The 16,967-nt window shown below is 48.6% G+C and carries 19 protein-coding genes; 9 read left to right on the top strand and 10 right to left on the bottom strand.

Features of this window, described 5'->3' with window-relative positions:
• Positions 1-104: 104 nt before the first annotated feature.
• Positions 105-872 (top strand): serine hydrolase, encoded by a 768-nt coding sequence (locus AUC31_RS10200; RefSeq protein ID WP_157073485.1) that lies wholly within the window; start codon positions 105-107, stop codon positions 870-872.
• Positions 873-922: 50 nt separating this feature from the next.
• On the opposite strand, the gene AUC31_RS10195 is transcribed toward AUC31_RS10200, so the two are convergent.
• The 4 genes from AUC31_RS10195 to AUC31_RS10180 form a co-directional block, all read right to left on the bottom strand.
• The gene (locus AUC31_RS10195; protein WP_058383308.1) at positions 923-1,792 is read right to left on the bottom strand and encodes a hypothetical protein; all 870 of its coding nucleotides are present in this window, start codon (positions 1,790-1,792) and stop codon (positions 923-925) included.
• Between the two features lie 102 nt (positions 1,793-1,894).
• The gene (locus AUC31_RS10190) at positions 1,895-2,617 is read right to left on the bottom strand and encodes an amino acid ABC transporter ATP-binding protein (protein ID WP_058383309.1); all 723 of its coding nucleotides are present in this window, start codon (positions 2,615-2,617) and stop codon (positions 1,895-1,897) included.
• Entirely contained in the window at positions 2,610-3,269 is a 660-nt protein-coding gene (locus AUC31_RS10185; protein WP_058383310.1) for an amino acid ABC transporter permease, read from the bottom strand. The genes AUC31_RS10190 and AUC31_RS10185 overlap by 8 nt, the downstream gene beginning before the upstream one ends.
• Before the next feature lie 31 nt (positions 3,270-3,300).
• Complete coding sequence (locus AUC31_RS10180) at positions 3,301-4,071, bottom strand: transporter substrate-binding domain-containing protein (protein WP_157073484.1); 771 nt, start codon at positions 4,069-4,071, stop codon at positions 3,301-3,303.
• Between the two features lie 133 nt (positions 4,072-4,204).
• On the opposite strand from AUC31_RS10180, the gene pcp reads away from it, so the two are divergent.
• The 4 genes from pcp (at position 4,205) to AUC31_RS10160 (ending at position 8,292) form a co-directional block, all read left to right on the top strand.
• A complete protein-coding gene (pcp, locus tag AUC31_RS10175; protein ID WP_058383311.1) occupies positions 4,205-4,816 on the top strand; it encodes a pyroglutamyl-peptidase I in 612 nt (203 codons plus the stop codon).
• Positions 4,817-4,986: 170 nt separating this feature from the next.
• The gene (locus tag AUC31_RS10170) at positions 4,987-5,919 is read left to right on the top strand and encodes an ABC transporter ATP-binding protein (protein WP_058383312.1); all 933 of its coding nucleotides are present in this window, start codon (positions 4,987-4,989) and stop codon (positions 5,917-5,919) included.
• Between the two features lie 13 nt (positions 5,920-5,932).
• Positions 5,933-7,192, top strand: a complete 1,260-nt coding sequence (locus AUC31_RS10165) for an ABC transporter permease (RefSeq protein ID WP_058383313.1) — start codon at positions 5,933-5,935, stop codon at positions 7,190-7,192.
• Positions 7,189-8,292, top strand: a complete 1,104-nt coding sequence (locus AUC31_RS10160) for an ABC transporter permease (RefSeq protein ID WP_058383314.1) — start codon at positions 7,189-7,191, stop codon at positions 8,290-8,292. The genes AUC31_RS10165 and AUC31_RS10160 overlap by 4 nt, the downstream gene beginning before the upstream one ends.
• A 31-nt stretch (positions 8,293-8,323) precedes the next feature.
• Here the strand turns inward: AUC31_RS10160 and AUC31_RS10155 are convergent, their stop codons facing one another.
• Entirely contained in the window at positions 8,324-8,983 is a 660-nt protein-coding gene (locus AUC31_RS10155; protein WP_058383315.1) for an HAD family hydrolase, read from the bottom strand.
• Between the two features lie 127 nt (positions 8,984-9,110).
• Here AUC31_RS10155 and AUC31_RS10150 point away from each other — a divergent pair, with 127 nt between their 5' ends.
• On the top strand, positions 9,111-9,404 hold the full coding sequence (locus tag AUC31_RS10150) for a hypothetical protein (RefSeq protein ID WP_058383316.1): 294 nt from the start codon (positions 9,111-9,113) through the stop codon (positions 9,402-9,404).
• Positions 9,405-9,450: 46 nt separating this feature from the next.
• Here AUC31_RS10150 and AUC31_RS17920 read toward each other — a convergent pair whose 3' ends face one another.
• The 3 genes from AUC31_RS17920 to aceA are packed head-to-tail and all read right to left on the bottom strand — an operon-like array spanning position 9,451 to position 12,488.
• Entirely contained in the window at positions 9,451-9,579 is a 129-nt protein-coding gene (locus AUC31_RS17920; protein WP_194098862.1) for a YhfH family protein, read from the bottom strand.
• 18 nt (positions 9,580-9,597) lie between these two features.
• Positions 9,598-11,142 (bottom strand): malate synthase A, encoded by a 1,545-nt coding sequence (gene aceB / locus AUC31_RS10145; RefSeq protein WP_058383812.1) that lies wholly within the window; start codon positions 11,140-11,142, stop codon positions 9,598-9,600.
• Between the two features lie 53 nt (positions 11,143-11,195).
• Positions 11,196-12,488: an isocitrate lyase gene (gene aceA, locus AUC31_RS10140; protein WP_058383317.1), complete on the bottom strand. Its 1,293-nt coding sequence runs from the start codon at positions 12,486-12,488 to the stop codon at positions 11,196-11,198.
• A gap of 180 nt (positions 12,489-12,668) precedes the next feature.
• Here aceA and AUC31_RS10135 point away from each other — a divergent pair, with 180 nt between their 5' ends.
• On the top strand, positions 12,669-13,319 hold the full coding sequence (locus AUC31_RS10135) for a LytTR family DNA-binding domain-containing protein (RefSeq protein WP_058383318.1): 651 nt from the start codon (positions 12,669-12,671) through the stop codon (positions 13,317-13,319).
• Between the two features lie 90 nt (positions 13,320-13,409).
• The gene (locus tag AUC31_RS10130; RefSeq protein ID WP_058383319.1) at positions 13,410-13,715 is read left to right on the top strand and encodes a hypothetical protein; all 306 of its coding nucleotides are present in this window, start codon (positions 13,410-13,412) and stop codon (positions 13,713-13,715) included.
• A gap of 58 nt (positions 13,716-13,773) precedes the next feature.
• Here the strand turns inward: AUC31_RS10130 and AUC31_RS10125 are convergent, their stop codons facing one another.
• Positions 13,774-14,340, bottom strand: a complete 567-nt coding sequence (locus AUC31_RS10125; protein ID WP_058383320.1) for a hypothetical protein — start codon at positions 14,338-14,340, stop codon at positions 13,774-13,776.
• A gap of 602 nt (positions 14,341-14,942) precedes the next feature.
• On the opposite strand from AUC31_RS10125, the gene AUC31_RS10120 reads away from it, so the two are divergent.
• Complete coding sequence (locus tag AUC31_RS10120; protein ID WP_068347036.1) at positions 14,943-15,653, top strand: LysM peptidoglycan-binding domain-containing protein; 711 nt, start codon at positions 14,943-14,945, stop codon at positions 15,651-15,653.
• An 84-nt stretch (positions 15,654-15,737) separates the two neighbouring features.
• On the opposite strand, the gene AUC31_RS10115 is transcribed toward AUC31_RS10120, so the two are convergent.
• Positions 15,738-16,736, bottom strand: coding sequence for a TRM11 family SAM-dependent methyltransferase (locus AUC31_RS10115; protein WP_058383322.1), 999 nt, complete (start codon positions 16,734-16,736; stop codon positions 15,738-15,740).
• Between the last annotated feature and the right edge of the window lie 231 nt (positions 16,737-16,967).

Below are 16,967 nucleotides of genomic sequence, written 5' to 3'. Positions count from 1 at the left end.
TCTTTTATTATACAGATTATTCTGTCTTTTTAATATTAATTTGACTTAAAGGATTGGAATGATTTTTGCCGAATTGAACCATCAAGGAAAGGTGTGTGGCAGCGGTGGAAAAGACGATAAATGAACTGATTGGCGAATCTTCAGGCCATGTCAGTGTGGCAGTTAAATTCCGGTCAAGCCGAGTGTATATCAATAGCGGTGACACGATGCGTGCAGCCAGTACAATCAAATTGGCCCTTTTATTCGAAGCGTGCCGGCAAATCGCAAATGGCACGCTGTCGGGCGGCCAGAAAATTGCTTTCGGGGGCAAACCGACCGGAGGAGCAGGCGTGCTGGACCATCTGCCATCACTTAAAGAATTAGCCTTATGGGATGTATTGACTTTGATGATTATCGTTTCCGATAATGCCGCCTCGAATGCGGTGCTGGAGTTGCTTGGGAAAGAAACCGTCAATAAGGCGTGCAGCGATCTTGGTTTGAACAACACGAAAATCGAGCGGCACTTCATGGATTTCGAAGCGGCTGAAAAAGGGCTCGATAACCGAACCAGTGCAAGCGATATGATTCGCTTAATGGAAGCGTTCGCCATGCCAGGCGTATTGCCGGAGCGGGAGCGAAAACGGGCCATGGAAATATTGGGCAATCAGCAAAGCCGTAAACTGACAGGAGCCATCGAGGAAGATGAAGTGCAGTTTTACGGAAAATCTGGTGAACTGGCTGGCCTGCAGGCAGATGTCGGGGTTTTTGGGGAAGGAGAAAATGTCGCCATCGCTGCGGTTTTTGTGGAAGGGGCGGGTAATCCACTGGAAGCCTATCATTTGATTGCGAATATCGGGTTCTTAATCCATCAACAGATGAAATCGGTCACTTAAGGAATTTTAAAAATCCCCCTGGCCAATTTTTAGGCGAGGGGGATTTGGGCTTATTCAGCTAAATACTGTTGCATCGATTCAAAAAAGCGTGAAGATGTCTGCTCGAACCATTCAGAGTACGCCGATTCCGGATCTTCTGGAATGGTATAGGCAAGCTCGGTCCGCAAATCATCCGTCAAGGCCATCTTTTGGCGCGGGCCATCCGACGTCAGCCAATTGAATTGCGCGCGGCGGTTGTCGTTGGCGAATTGGACCCAATTGGTCTCGGTTTCAGGTGAGTCGAACAGTGCTTCGCTTGAAATGAGCATCCAGCTTTCGCTTTGGTGCTTCGGCGGGAGCCATAAGCTCTTTTCCATCACGCCTTCTTCGACAGGGAAATCGTAGATCTCATGGCGTAGTTCCTGTACGCGTTCACCGTTTCCAAGCGACAAGCCGCGGGACACATAAATATTGCCTTGCAGCGTTTCGGTGTCTGCACTGCGAATGACGCCAAAGGGATTGCGCGTGGCATCAGTGCCGTATGTTTCTTCCTCTTGCTGCAGCATCGTATCTTCATTCCAACGTGTAATCATGGCATCTTCCACGCCGCTGCGGTTCATCGAAAACGTAAACGGCATCCAGCTGGTGTTTTCGACTTTGTCGAAGAGGAGGATATCGCCGTTCGGCAAAGTTTCTTCCGTAATGGCCAGCGAACCGATCGACAAGGTCAGGAAGGTCAAGGGATAGGTGTCAGTGGTGACATTTCCATCTGTTTCTGTCTGTGCTTCGCCGAGTGTGATGAAGGTCGGCTTGTCGATGCTGAGCTCAACGTCTTCGTGGGTATAAAGAGTTTCTTCATTTTTCAAAAACATGACTGCTGTAAAAATGATCAGTGCCATGAAAAACAAAGTAATGATCAATATGACAATCTTTCTGAACAAAATTTCCACCTCAAATTTCGGGTATTTCCTGCACTACCGATTATAGCACGAGGGAAACCCGAAAATGGGCGAGAGTTTTGAGCATCACATGAACGTTTTCCGTTACAGTACTTTATCCAGGAAATCGCGTGCGCGTTCGCTCGCCGGATGTTTGAAAAAGCTTTCAGGCTCGCCTTCTTCGACAAGGGCGCCGTGGTCCAAAAACAACACGCGGTCTGCGACTTCTCTCGCAAAGCCCATCTCATGGGTGACGACAACCATCGTCATGCCGGATTTTGCAAGATCTTTCATGACCTCTAATACTTCCTTGACCATTTCCGGGTCGAGTGCCGAAGTCGGCTCATCGAACAGCATGAGTTCCGGTTCCATGGCAAGTGCGCGTGCAATCGCGACACGTTGCTTCTGGCCGCCGGATAAGCTATTCGGGTAGGCATCGGCTTTTTGTGCTAAGCCGACGCGCTCAAGCAATTGGCGTGCCTTTCCTTCAGCGTCGTACTTTTTGATGCCTTTCGCTTTCATCGGGGCATACATTAAATTCTCCAGCACCGTCATGTGGGGAAAAAGGTGGAAATGCTGAAACACCATGCCGATTTGCTGGCGGATTTTGTGAATTTCTTTTTTGGAGGCGGTCAAGTTCTTGCCATTGATTTCGATGCTTCCCGAGCTCGGTGTCTCCAGTAAATTCAAGCAGCGCAGAAAGGTTGATTTACCGGATCCGGACGGGCCGATGATCGCGACGACTTCGCCTTTTTGGATACTGGTTGTAATATCGCTCAATACGAGGTTGTCCCCGAATTTTTTCGATAAGGCTTGTACATCAATCACTAAGCTTCAATCTCCTTTCGACCATGCGCCCGATTACCGTTAAGCCCATGACCAGGCACCAATAGATCAGGCCGACAAACAATAGCGGCTCAAAGTTGCGGAACAAGTCTGCCCCGACCACTTGGGCGCGGCGCATCAAGTCCAGATAGCCGATCGTCGAGACGATGGCGGATTCTTTCGTTAAGGTGATGAATTCATTCATCAAGGCAGGCAAGATGTTCTTCAGCGCTTGCGGTAAGATAATGTCTTTCATCATCGCGCCATACGGGACGCCGAGAGCTTGCGCCGCTTCCAGCTGGCCTTTGTCGACTGCCTGGATGCCGGCACGGATGATTTCCGAAATATAAGCGGAGGAGTTCAAGCCGAATGCGAGAATTGCGGATAGAAATGGCGAGATATCATAGCCGGTCAATTGGGGGATCGAATAATAAATGATCATCAGCTGCAAGATAAGCGGCGTTCCACGAAAAATCGACGTATAAGCATCGGCGAACCATCTCATCGGCTTTGCTGAACCGATTTTAAACAGTGCCAGCACGGTCCCGAGAATGGAGCCGAGAATGATCGCGAAAAAGACGAATTTTAAAGTCACCCAAATCCCTTCGAGCATGAAGGGAATATACGGGACGATTTGTGAAAAATCTAGATTCATAACAGTTCCAACTCTTTTCTAAGGGCGAATTTTACTGCTCGTCTGTGAGCCATTTGTCTTTTAGTTCATCGAGTTTGCCGCTCTCTTCCATTTCAGCGAGGACGGCGTTGACATCATCCACCAAGTCACTGCCTTTCGGGAAGGCAACAGCCATGCCAGGAGAAGCCGTCGTCGGATCGTCAAATGCGTCAAGCCCCTGTGCTTCGATATAGCCGAGCGCGACTTGCTTATCCATGTAGGCAGCATCAATGCGTCCGGAAAGGATTTCCTGGATCAACGCGCCGGAATCATCGAGCGCCTTCAGTTCGAAATCGATCGCTTCTTCCTCGATGATGCTCTTGGCGCCTTCTTCCTGGATCGTTCCGAGTTGGACGCCAACCGTCAATCCTTCCAGGTCTTCAAGCGTTTCGAGGCCTGAGCCTTTTTGGGAGACGAACATTTCACCAGAATGGTTGTATTCCGTGGAGAAGTCGACGTTTTCCTTACGGGCATCCGTCGCTGACATGCCAGCCAATACCAGGTCGACACGGTCATTTTGCAAAGCGCCGATCAAACCGTCGAATTTCATGTCGGTGATTTTCAGTTCAACCCCAAGTTCATCTGCGATATAATTAGCAAGGTCGATATCAAACCCGACGATGTCGCCTTGTGGGTTGCGCGATTCAAAAGGCGCGAACTCAGCGGATGTACCCATTTCCAATACTTCTTTTTGCTCGGCAGCTCCAGTCGCTGTGTCTTCTTGGCCGCAAGCTGTCAATAGCAGTGCAGCAACGCCGCCTGCAAGTAAATATGATTTCTTCATAATAATTCCCTCCGTTGTATGTTTATTCGATAAAATGAATCTTAACACGACGACACAACAAGTAAAAGAGTTTTTATACATATTAATGAATAATTATTAATTCAAATAGTTCAGAAAATTGGAGTGTGAAAAGATGGAAACTTTGCTTTTGACAGGATTCGAACCTTTTTTGGAATACACGGTCAACCCAACGATGAGAATTGCGGAGAAATTGGACGGCGAACAGATTGGCGGATACCGCATCATCAGCCGTATCTTGCCGGTCGATTTTAATCATTCAGGTGAACTGATAGTGCAATGGATCGATGAGTTGAAGCCTGATGCAGTCGTTTCTTTGGGGCTTGCAGCTGGCCGCTACAAGATTACGCCCGAGCGTGTCGCACTTAATGTCAAAGATGGTGATGCCGATAATGAAGGCTACCAGCCGGTCGATGAACCGATTTCTGCACAAGGGCCCGCCGCTTATTTATCGACTTTGCCGGTGCGCAAGATGACACAATCTTTGATTCAGGCAGGGCTTCCAGCGGAGATTTCCAATACAGCTGGTGCATATCTATGCAATAATATTATGTATGAGGGACTTCATTACGCAGCTACGAACAAGCCGGAAATGCTGTCGGGCTTTATCCATATACCGGCGGATCACCAATTGGCAATTGAACACGGAAAGCTGCCGAGCTGGTCCCATGAAGACTTATTGCGCGGCGTGCGGATTTGTTTGGAAACGATGGCTGATGAAAGATAATGAAACTTAAAAAGACAGAGCCTTGGAGCTCTGTCTTTTTATTGTGAGCAGAAATAGATGGGAGAGAAATTCACAGCAAAAGAGTGAATATTCTTTATAGAATATAATGGCATTTTTTGTGAATTGCAGTAGGATAGATTTAACAAGAGTTTTAGGAATGGAGGTGCCTTATGCTTGAAACGGAGCAGCTGACAAAAAAATTCAAAGATACCATTGCGGTCGATGATGTGAGTTTGGTGCTTAGGCAAGGGGAATCGGTTGGGCTATTGGGGCCGAACGGGGCTGGCAAGTCCACGGCGATTGCCATGATTTCCACGTTGATGAAGCCGAGCTCGGGAGATGTGAAGCTTAACGGCAAGAGCGTGTTGAAAAAGCCTGGTGAAATGCGCCGTGTGCTTGGCGTCGTGCCGCAAAAAATAGCCTTATACGAAGAGTTGAGCGCTTATGAGAACTTGAAGTTCTTTGGCCGGCTTTACGGATTGTCGGGAAACGAGCTCGAACAGCGCATCGATTATGTGCTGGAACTCGTCGGTTTGGCAGACCGGAAAAAAGAGCTGGTCAAAAATTATTCTGGAGGCATGCAGCGGAGGGTCAATTTGGCAGCAGCGATGATGCATGAACCGGAAGTGCTGATCATGGACGAACCGACAGTCGGCATCGACCCGCAATCGCGCAACCACCTGTTAGAGACAATCCGCAAGCTCAACCAGGACGAAGGAATGACGGTCCTCTATACGAGCCATTACATGGAAGAAGTGGAAAAGCTCTGTGACCGCGTCTACATCATGGACCACGGAAAAGTCATCGCGGAAGGAACGAAAGAAGAGCTCAAAGCGATTTTGTCGGATCAGGAAACGGTGTTGATCGATTTCGACCAAAGTTATCCGGAACTCTTTACAAAACTCAGCGAAATAGAAGGGGTGCAGCAGGCGACAGCTGAGGAGCATAGCTTGAAGCTGATCATCCCGAAAGGAACAAGATTGCTTGCGGCTTTGTTCCACGAAGCGGAACGCTACGGGGCCCAAGTGGTCAACGTCAATGTCCAGACGCCGACCCTTGAAGACGTATTCCTGCGGCTGACTGGTCGCAAATTAAGGGACTGAGGAGGGGAGCTTTATGGGCGCTTTTTTGATAAAAGACATCATGTTATTGCTCCGCGACCGTTCCGAACTATTGATACTTTTAGCGATGCCTTTTTTACTCATCGCGATTCTCGGCTTTTCACTGCGCGGCATTTTTTCAGGGGATTTGGAAGCTTTGGAAATGGACATAGCGCTTGTGTCACAAGAGGACGAAGCGCAGGCAGTGGCGTCGCTTCAAAGTGATATCGAGGAAATGGGGCTGCCACCGGAAGAAACACAAGCGCTGAAACAGGCGGCTGAATCGGCCAGTCCGCAAACGATGCTTGTCTCCCTTCTGGAAGATGAGAGTTTGAGTGAATTAATAACGATTGAACGGATGGGCCGGGCAGAGGCGCAAGAAAGCCTGGATGAAGAAACGGTGGATGCGGTCATTACCTTGCCGCAAGGGTTTACAGAAGATTCCCTGAGAAATATGCTGTTTGGCGAAAGCAAAAGCGGCGAACTGGAATTGCTGGTAGCGGATTTATCATCTCCGCAAACAGATGTTCTCAAGTCCATCCTCAACGAATTTGTGCGCACCGTAAATTTTGAAGCATCGATTTCCAGGCTGTCGGGACAACAATCGGCAACGGAAGTGTCTGGCGGCATTGAAACGATCACTGCACGTCAGCCGATCACTTCGTTTCAATACTATACGATCGGCATGGCCGTCATGTTTGTGTTGTTTGTCGGGTCCACGATTGCCGGACAGGCGAATCTTGAACAAAAGCAGATGGTTTTCGACCGGATCCGTTTGTCGAACCGGCCGCCGCTGCTGTATTTGAGCAGCAAGGCCATCGCTGCAGCGGCAATTGTCTCGGTGCAGCTTACTTTATTGTTCGGCTTGTCGGCGTTGTTGTTCCAGACATTTGCAGCGGATTCTTGGGCTTTTTGGTCGGGGATCGCCATCATTTCCATCGTACTGGCATTATCGGTCGGTTGCCTCGCAGCTCTGATGGTTGCTATAACCTTGAGACTTGAAAGCGATGCCGTGCCAGCGATTTTCTCAGGCGGTGTCATTTCCCTAATGGCGTTTGTCGGCGGCAGTTTTATGCCGCTTGACGGCATGCCCGAAATGCTTCGGGCGATCGGCAATTGGACCCCGAACGGAGCGGCGCTGTCCGCCTATTTTTCCTGGCTGTTAGAACCTGAGCTCGGCCAATTGACAGGTCCGCTCTTGCGGATTGCGGTCGTAGCAGTAATCTTCTTGCTATTGGCACTCGCCATATTTCCGAGAAAGGGGGGAGCGGCATGAAAGCTGTATTCTTACTGCAATGGCGCCGTTTTTACCGAAAACCCCTGCTCGTGTTGGCGATGTTCGGGCTTACCGTCATTTTCGTCTCTGTTACAGCGGCAGGCGGGCAAAGCGGGCCGCAAATGATTCCCGTCTATGCGGATAAATCAATGAACAATCAGCAAGCACAAACTTGGATTGAACGTTTGAACGGCGGAGAACAATTCCAGTTTGAATTAATGTCCGAATCCGAAGCCCGTTCATATGTAGCGGAAGGAGACGTCTCCCAAGCCGTCAATTTGCTTGAAGCTGATTACCGTTTGCTTGTCGGCAGGGAAGATCCGGCGCGTTTTGCCTTGGATTCGTTCCTGAGACGCATCTATTCAGAAGAATTGCGTCTCGAAAATGCGGAGCAAACGACACCAGGAATCAGGTCGGAAATGGAGTCGGCCTTGTCTGAACCGGCGTTAACGCTATCAGTTGAATCGCTGCAAGGCGAGGAAGACAGTTTTCAATACAATGGGCAGCTTCAGCTATTGTTTGGCATGACCTTGTTCTTTGTCATCTATACGATCATGTTCAGCCTGGTACGCATCGTGGATGAAAAGAGGACAGGGACCTGGAGCCGGATGATCATTTCGCCGGTCCGCAAATGGCAGATGTATCTTGGCCATCTGGGCTATAGTTTTTTGATCGGTTTTTCCCAGATTACGCTTATTTTCCTATTGTTCCGCTTTGCGTTCGGCTTTGAGCTAGGGGATCGATTCTGGCTATTGATCGCCATTGCGGCATGCTACACATTTTCCATCGTCGCACTCGGGCTGTTGATTATCTCGCTCATCACCAAACCGCAGCAGCTTGGTGCCGTCATTCCGATTGTCGCGACGGGAATGGCGATGGTGGGCGGGGCGTTCTGGCCGATTGAGCTGGTGACCAATGAAATCCTGCTCGCGGTCTCGAAAGCATTGCCCATCACGTACGGTTTGCAGGCGTTAACGAGTGTCGCCGTCTACGGAAACGGCCTGAAGGCGGTCGCGATGCCGTTATTGCTGCTGCTTGGTTTCGGCAGCATCTGCATGGCGATTGCCATCCGTTTGATGGAATGGCGCAGCGCTTCATAATAAAAAAAGAATCGCTATGTGCGATTCTTTTTTAAATAATTTCCCAATTACGTTCAGAGGCGAGTGTTCGCAGTCGCGGTTCGGGACGAACAGCGACGGGATTGCCGACAAGTTCCAGTACAGGTACATCTGACAGGCTGTCGCCGTAGGCATAGCTGTTTTTCCAATCGATTGCTTGATCGCCAAGTGCTTCCAAGATCTTTTCGGTTTTGAGCGGCCCCTGGATATGGATAACAGGTGTTCTGTGTGCAAGAATATCTGCTTCATAAGGAACTTCTGTACCGATGATTTTCTCAATCGGCAATTCCTTCGTTACGGCATGCAAGAGCGGCGTAAATGCGCCGGAGACGAGCATGCAATAGTCTTCGTTGGAGACGTGCTGCTTTAGGCGCTCGACGACTTCGTGGTTGAAATCATCGTGCATGAGTTCGGCGATTTCGCCGAAGTATTCTTCCAGTTCTTGTTTGGAAAAAGTCTCGAGTGCGGCGAGGTAGGCCTGGACGGAACGAGCCCTCATTTTCGCTTCCGGGTAGATTTTCAGTTTATGGCCGATATATGGCGGCATGATGGCACGGTAAAATTTACGGTATCTGCGGCTGTGGATCGGGTGGTTCTTTAAATGGTTCATCATCAATTGAAATGTCTCTTTTGCATATAAAGTGCCATCGAAATCGAATATGGCGACGCGCATAGAATCCCTCCACTTTCATTTTCCTGCTGTTTCCATCATAGCGGAAACCTCCAGTTTTCACCAAGTATGTTTAGCCCTTTTCTTCACGAGGGTATGGAAAAGAAACGATGAAGCTGGAGGGGTAGACATGGCAAAGCAACGAATCACGGTCGGATATGTGGAATTGACGCAAGACGAATCGGACCGCCTGTTTGAAAAAGTGAAAGAATCGAGAGGCATCGACTCATACGGAGAACTCCAAAGTTTGATGGAAGACTACGATGCGACTGTCGAAGAGCCGGTCAAGCAACCGCTCAAGGAAGTGCTCGATGAAGAGGAAGCACCGGAAGAACCTGCGCAGCAAGGCATGCGTTATATCAATATTTTCAACGCTATCGAGGCTGATGAAAGCTACCGCATTGAAGCATCAAACCAGGAATGAACGATAGAAAAGGGAGATCCGATTATGGATCTCCCTTCTTTATTGTCTATTCGTCTTTATTCGCGATGCAGCGTTCGCATTCGTAGATGATCGATTCGCGGCGTTCCTTGATTTCACAACCGCATTCCCGGCATTCTTTACGTGTACGCGTCTCAAATGTTTGCATGTTTTTCATAGTGATCTCCTCCAGTTATTAGGTTAGTTTTTCGTACCCTGGCAGCGTCAAGAATTCAGCAAAATCACTTTGCAACGTGAGACTTGTAAACAACTCGCGGGCTTCCGCGTAGTGTCCGGTGTTATAGCGTTCTTCGCCGACCGTTTGTTTGATCAACGCATCTTCTTGTTCGATGATTTCGTGGAACAAGCTGACGTCGACGTTGCGGCCATCATCCAGTACGCCTTTCGGATGGCGAATCCATTGCCACACTTGGGAGCGGGAAATTTCCGCTGTCGCCGCATCTTCCATCAAATTATTGATCGGTGCAGCCCCGTTTCCGGAGAGCCAAGAGGCGATGTACTGGATGCCGACCGAGATATTGGAGCGGAGGCCTTGTTCAGTGATCGAGCCTTCCGGAACTTCGACCAGCTGCTCTGCGGTCACGTGGACATCGTCGCGCTGTTTGTCGATTTGGTTCGGCGTTGGCATGTATTTGTCGAATTGCTCCATCGCCGTCTGGACCATGCCTGGATGGGCGACCCACGTGCCATCATGTCCATCCGTCACTTCACGGCGTTTGTCTTCGGCAACTTTGTTGAAAGCGGCCGTGTTTGCTTGGTCATCGCCCTTGACCGGGATTTGTGCAGCCATGCCACCCATCGCCGGAGCGCCTCTTCGGTGGCAGGTTTTGATGCACAGCGAGGTATAGGCTTTCATGAATGGAACCGTCATCGTTACTTGGGAGCGGTCCGGGAAAATGTATTCCGGATTGTTGCGCATCCGCTTGATGACAGAGAAGATGTAATCCCAGCGGCCGCAGTTGAGTCCCGCAGAATGGTCGCGCAGTTCGTAAAGGATTTCGTCCATTTCGAATGCTGCCATGATCGTCTCAATCAACACCGTCGCCCGGATCGTGCCTTGCGGAATGCCGAGCTCATCTTGTGCAAAGATGAACACGTCGTTCCAAAGTCGGGCTTCCAGGTGGCTCTCAAGCTTCGGCAAATAGAAGTAAGGGCCAGTGCCGCGGTCAATCAGTTCTTTCGCATTATGGAAAAAGTAAAGTCCGAAATCGACAAGGCTGCCGGAAGTCGGCTTTCCATCGATGAGAAGGTTTTTCTCCGGCAGGTGCCAGCCACGCGGGCGCACCATTAAGACTGCCGTTTTTTCATTGAGTGCATATTTCTTGCCGGTTTCAGGGATTTCAAAATCGATTTGCCGGCGAACCGCGTCCCGTAGATTGACCTGTCCATCGATGACGTTGAACCAGCTTGGCGCTGTTGCATCTTCGAGGTCAGCCATGAACATCTTCGCGCCGGAGTTTAGCGCGTTGATGAGCATTTTGCGGTTGGTCGGGCCGGTGATTTCCACGCGGCGGTCTTTCATATCTTCCGGAAGGGGAGCGACCTTCCAGTCCCCTTCGCGGATAGCTTTCGTTTCAGGAAGGAAATCGAGCTTTTTGCCGCTATCGAGTTCTTGTTGTCGCACCTGGCGTTTTTCCAGAAGTTCGATCCGACGCTTGTCGAAACGAGTGTGCAGTTTTTCAATGAACTCCAGCGCTTCTGGCGTCAGAATCTCCTCCATGCCTGGAACCGCTTCACCTGTAATCTGTACATTCGATTTCGTCAGCACACGGATCACCCTTTCACTGTCTGGAATTGTTCGGTTTCAGTAGAGCCTTTCATCGCCGTCGTTGAGCTAGTTCCGCCGGAAACGATTTGTGAGATCTCATCGAAGTAGCTTGTGCCCACTTCGCGCTGATGACGAGTTGCTGTGTAGCCTTTCGATTCTGAAGCAAATTCAGCTTGCTGCAATTTCGAGTAAGCAGCCATGCCGTTGTCTTTGTAGTCGTAAGCCAATTCGAACATGCTGTGGTTGAGCGCATGGAATCCTGCAAGTGTAACGAATTGGAATTTATAACCCATCTTGCCAAGTTCAACTTGGTATTTCGCGATGGTTTCCTCGTCAAGCTTCGCAGCCCAGTTGAATGAAGGCGAGCAGTTGTACGCAAGCATCTTGCCCGGGAACTGTGCATGGATGGCATCAGCGAATTGCTGTGCTTCTTCCAAGTTCGGGTGGGACGTTTCGCACCAGATCAAGTCAGCGTATGGTGCGTAAGCAAGGCCGCGGGCGATTGCCTGGTCGATGCCTGGGTTTGTGCGGTAGAAGCCTTCCGGTGTACGTTCGCCGGTGATGAACTGGTGGTCGCGCTCATCGATATCGCTTGTGATCAAGTCTGCTGCATCTGCATCCGTACGGGCGATGATGAGTGTCGGAACGCCCATGACATCAGCTGCGAGCCTTGCGGAGACAAGGTTTTTCACTGCGTTTTGAGTCGGCAGCAATACTTTACCGCCCAAGTGTCCGCATTTTTTCTCGGAAGCGAGTTGATCTTCAAAGTGAACGCCAGCTGCGCCAGCTTCGATCATCGACTTCATCAATTCGTATACGTTAAGGGGGCCGCCAAATCCAGCTTCAGCGTCCGCGACGATCGGTGCGAACCAGTCAAAGCCTTCCGTGTTTTCAACGCTGTCGATTTGGTCTGCACGCTGCAATGCACGATTGATTTTACGGACAACATCGGGAACCGAGTTAACCGGGTACAAGCTTTGGTCAGGATACATCTGGCCTGCGGAGTTTGCGTCCGCTGCTACTTGCCAGCCGCTCAAGTAAATGGCTTGAAGTCCAGCTTTCACTTGTTGCACTGCCTGGTTACCGGTAAGTGCGCCGAGAGCGTTGACGAAAGGCATTTCGTTAATCTGGCGGTAGAGGCGATCTGCGCCGCGTTTTGCGAGCGTGTGCTCGATCATCACCGACCCGCGGAGTTTGACGACATCTTCCGCTGTATATGGACGCTCGATGTTCTCCCAGCGTTTATCTTCCTGCCATGCTTTGTTCAGTTCCTCGATTTGCTGTTGTTTGTTTACCATTCCAACCATCCCTTTCCGAAGTGAAAATATTTTTAATATCAACTGTATTAATACAGTTTGTTTTGATGTATATTAATATATAACAGAATATTCAGCCTGTCCTGAAAAAATGACGAAAGCCAGTATGAGCGGACAAGAGACGGAATATTCGGATGAATGGACTTGAAAGGGGAAATGGCTATGGCAAACACTGTATTGGAACAGGTAGGATTCATCATCGGAGACTGGATTCCGAAAGAGGCATCAATCGCTGTTGCGGCTAATAATCGGTATATCTACTACAAAGCGGGTGTCCATGATCTTTCCATTAAGGAGGGGCAGCTAGTATCATCCGGCACCATTGCAGCCCGTGTCGCTAAAGAAGGCAGCAAAGTCGAAATGTATGTCGAAGAAGCTGTTCTCGGATCTGCTTATTACGGCATCGGCTATCCGATTACCATCGATAACCGGGATGCCGTGCTGGTGATCACTTTGCCACCCGATTATGTAGTAGGGAGAAAAAAGCCGCTCGCCTTTTTGACCGGCAAGCAAGATGACAGTTGGCGGCCGATTCCCGTGGAGAAAGTATCCCATATAGAAAGCAGCCAAAAGAAAACCTGGTTCTATGCAGACGAAGATCCTTATTGTTCGAGCCATACGCTGAAGAACCTGAAAGAACAATTGCCTGATTATTTCTTGACTGTCCATCGTTCATTTATCGTTAATGTGCATTATATAGAAGAAATCGCAAAAGACGTCGCATCGAATTATGTGCTGACTTTGCGTGACGGCTCGACAATTCCTGTCAGCCAAAACTACACAGCCGATGTGCGCAGCCGCCTCGGATTTTAATAATCTTTACAATTGGTTCGGCAGGAAATGGGGCGTGTAAGTGGAATTCTCTATGCAGAACATAAAACGAGGGGAAAGGTGGAGGCGGATATGACAATCTGGCCTAAATCCAAGCTCGGCAATATTTCTGTTGTCTTCACGGTTGTCCCGTTATTGTTGGCGCTGGTCATCGCCCTTGCCGGCGCATTCCAGGAGTTGCCGCTGGCGTTTGAAGGGGAGATGTCCGATAACTTGCTTTTGACGTTTTTGCTGCTGATGTCCCTTGCATCATTTATCATTGCACTGTTCTCTGGCATTGCTTCTATGTTGATCCGGAGAGAACGTTCCATGGCAGTCATTGCTTCGGTTGTCGTCTCCATCATCGCGCTCGTCGTTTCGTGGAGCTGGTGGGTATAAGTTTCTTCTATATAAAAAAGCCGTTGAGTAATCGCTCAACGGCTTTTGGTAATTCATTTTATTCTTTTTGATATTGCTTCATTTTCTCATGTGCTTCTTCCTGTTCCTTATCGGCATCTGATGTGGATGGAATGAAGGGATTTTCGTTGAAATCCATCCGTTTCCCATAACGCAGCATTTCGTAGATGATCATGCCGTTATTGGGCATCCCGCCTTGTGTCTTCATGGGCACTGCGTCGAACAGTAGGTAGAAAAATGCATAGAAAACAAAGCGGTCCCAAAAAGTGATAAAGGATTGGATGATGCCATTGGCGAGCAAGACGTTTATGGTCAAGGCGAGCGAAAGCGTCATCAAAATAGGGCTGGCGTACAGAAAGATATATGCGATCTTGCTATCCCTTTTCAAGGAATCGTAAGAAAACCAGCTATACAATTGGTAATACTTGCGCACATCCACAATCCAGAGCTTAAAGACACGCGGGCCGGAACCGATCGTAAGCCTTGGGTTTTCAACCCCGACGATTTCACTGGCAATCAGGTAACCAGCTTCTCTAAGCAAAATTGTCAGCGGCAATATGATAAAAGCGGAAATAACGAGTGAAATAAAATCGGATAAGCCGAACATCGAATTCTCCTTTCTGTCTTAAGTAAAAAAACAAAAAGTATAAAAATAGGATTATTGTGCAAAATAAAAACACCAAAAAGAAGCTTGCACTCTCTTGGCGTTACTCCAGCTCAATCGTCTGGCTCACTCAACCGAATTATTCAAATAGATGCAATCAATTTTTGGGAAAAGGGCGTCAGTCTTGCATAAAAATGGCCATGTGCCGTAATGGTGAAAAATCAATTCCATGGTTTTATGATAGCCATTGAGCTAGACCATGTCAAAATATCCAATACCTCGTAACAAAGGTTCAAATAGCAAGCCAGTGATTGGATCGTGTATAGAAGCGAGGAAAAGGAATCTTGGTTTTCTATATAATGTGTTGTAAAAATAATGTAATAATAACAAGAAAATGATTGTTATTCTCGTTAAAAGGGTACTTAAGTAGTGATGGAAACAAAAATAAAACAGGAAAGTAGGGAGGTAAAATGACTGAATTTCATTTGACGCCTGTCCCTCCAGCCAACATGAAAGAGTCTCGACCGCCGAAAGGAAGAAAACGGTTATCCAAAGTTCTCTTATCATTTGCGCTAGTCTCGTCCGCAGCAGCAGTAGGCCCTGTTATGTCACCCAGTGCAGCTACTGAAGTGGCCAGTTATTACATTGTGCAAAAGGGAGACACGTTTTACAGCATTGCGAAAAAGTATGGCTTGGTAGTAGAGCAGCTGATGGCAGCGAACTTTACGACCAGCACCAAAATCATCGTGGGGCAAAAACTTGCCATCCCGCATAAAACTCAACAATGGTCTGGAAACCAGGAAGATTTGAATGCAAGAAATTATCAAGTGGTCAAAGGTGATACTTTGTACTCCATCTCCAAACGTACCGGTGTTTCGATCGACAGCATCAAGAGGCTGAACAATTTGACTTCCGACCTGATCATGATCGGCCAAGTCTTGACGCTGTACCCAGATGTCGGGGTAATTGAGCGGACTTCCGCTACGTACTACGTGAAGTCAGGCGATACGAAATACACCTTGCGCAACAAATTCGGCAACGCGATTACTTTGCCAAGCGGAGAATTGCAGGTGCTTCAGCCGCTTAAAATCACGGGAAAAGTTCTTGAACTCACCACCGAAGAACCTTTCGGACTGGCGGATGGCCGAGTGATTGAAGTGAAAGTCGGCAATGATTACTATGCGGTCAACCTGTACCAAGGAAACGAGCCTATTCAGCATCTGGCAGATCGCAATGATCTAAGGCTGACATTTACAGTCGTTCGGGTCGGCGAACGTTATGAAATGGTTTCCTATGCGGTGCAAGAGTTGGAATAAAATAGGGAGCCTGCGTTTAAACGGCTAAAGAAAAAATCACCCGGGCCTAGTTGGTCCGGGTGATTTTTGTCATATTGTGTTTATTTACGCTTGCTGGAGTTCATGACCAGAAAAAAGCGGCATCTCCATTTTCTCACAAACGAGAATTTCACGTAAAAACAGTGATTTTTTTGCGATGCAGCGGTCGATTATCGTAAACCCTGCTTGTTCGATCATATGGTCAATCGGTTCGATGGTGACAACGAGCAATTTTTTAGTGACCGGCAAAGCATGTTTTAAGATCTCCTGTTGTTCATCGGGCGTTGCGTGAGTGTACAGGTTATAGGGCATGTCGATGATGGCGACGTCATATTGCTCTGTAATGTCTGCAATCGCGCCCAAGTCGACCGACCCCGACAAGCCGAAATGCGCAATGTTTTCCCGCGAACCGTCAACGACGAGTGGATTGATGTCCCGGCCGACGATGTCGATCCCCATTGATAAAGCTTCAACGAGCACCGTCCCGATGCCGCAGCAAGGGTCGATCGCTTTAACTCCCTTCGGATCCGGCACGGCAATATTCGCGATGGCGCGAGCGGTTTTCGTGCTGAGCGCAGTTGAGTATTCACGCGGTTTTTGCTGGTGCTTGAACCAGACGGATTCGCTCAATTGATAGATTCCGAAGTGCCAGCGGCCATCATATGGAATCAACCCGAATATGATGTCGGGGTTGTGGACATCGGCTTTTCCTTTAATGACAAAGCCGATTTGACGCTCCATGTCACGCTTTTCGTCAAAATCCACTTGCTCAGCCGCGTCCAAGCCGTTGATTTTCGGAAAGATCACTTTAAATGTAGAATCCTCCATGTCCAATCCACCAGACCGTTTTACAATATCCGCGAACTCGGCTTCTTCAAACAAGAGCTCGATTCGTTCCTTGATGAATGGGCTCCGGCCTGGAGCGATGGCACGGTTGCTTTTGATGACTTTTCCACCAGTGTCTTCACCGAAAAATGCGCGCATTTCCAATTGGCATAAATCCTTCTCGTCTTGATGATATGCATAGGTATATATAAATCCGCCTGTTGGCGATAATGGTTTCAATTCATCCCGTCCTTCTTAATGCGCTCTTTTTAAATTTACATATGCCAAGTATACCAATACCAACAGTAGAATAAGTCACCTGCAACATCAAAAAGCGAAGTAAATTCGTCGAAACCTTATTTTGTAATAACCATCAATACATTTTCTGGCTCATTGCGAATACTAAATCCAGAGCGTGCTGGAGGATAGGGTTTGTTTTTGAAAAAACGAACAATACTGGACTCAAGTAGC

The sequence above is a fragment of the Planococcus rifietoensis genome, from assembly GCF_001465795.2.
Lineage (GTDB): Bacteria > Bacillota > Bacilli > Bacillales_A > Planococcaceae > Planococcus > Planococcus rifietoensis.
The sequence above is the reverse complement of the archived record's forward strand: the minus strand, read 5'-3'. Positions and strand labels throughout refer to the sequence as shown.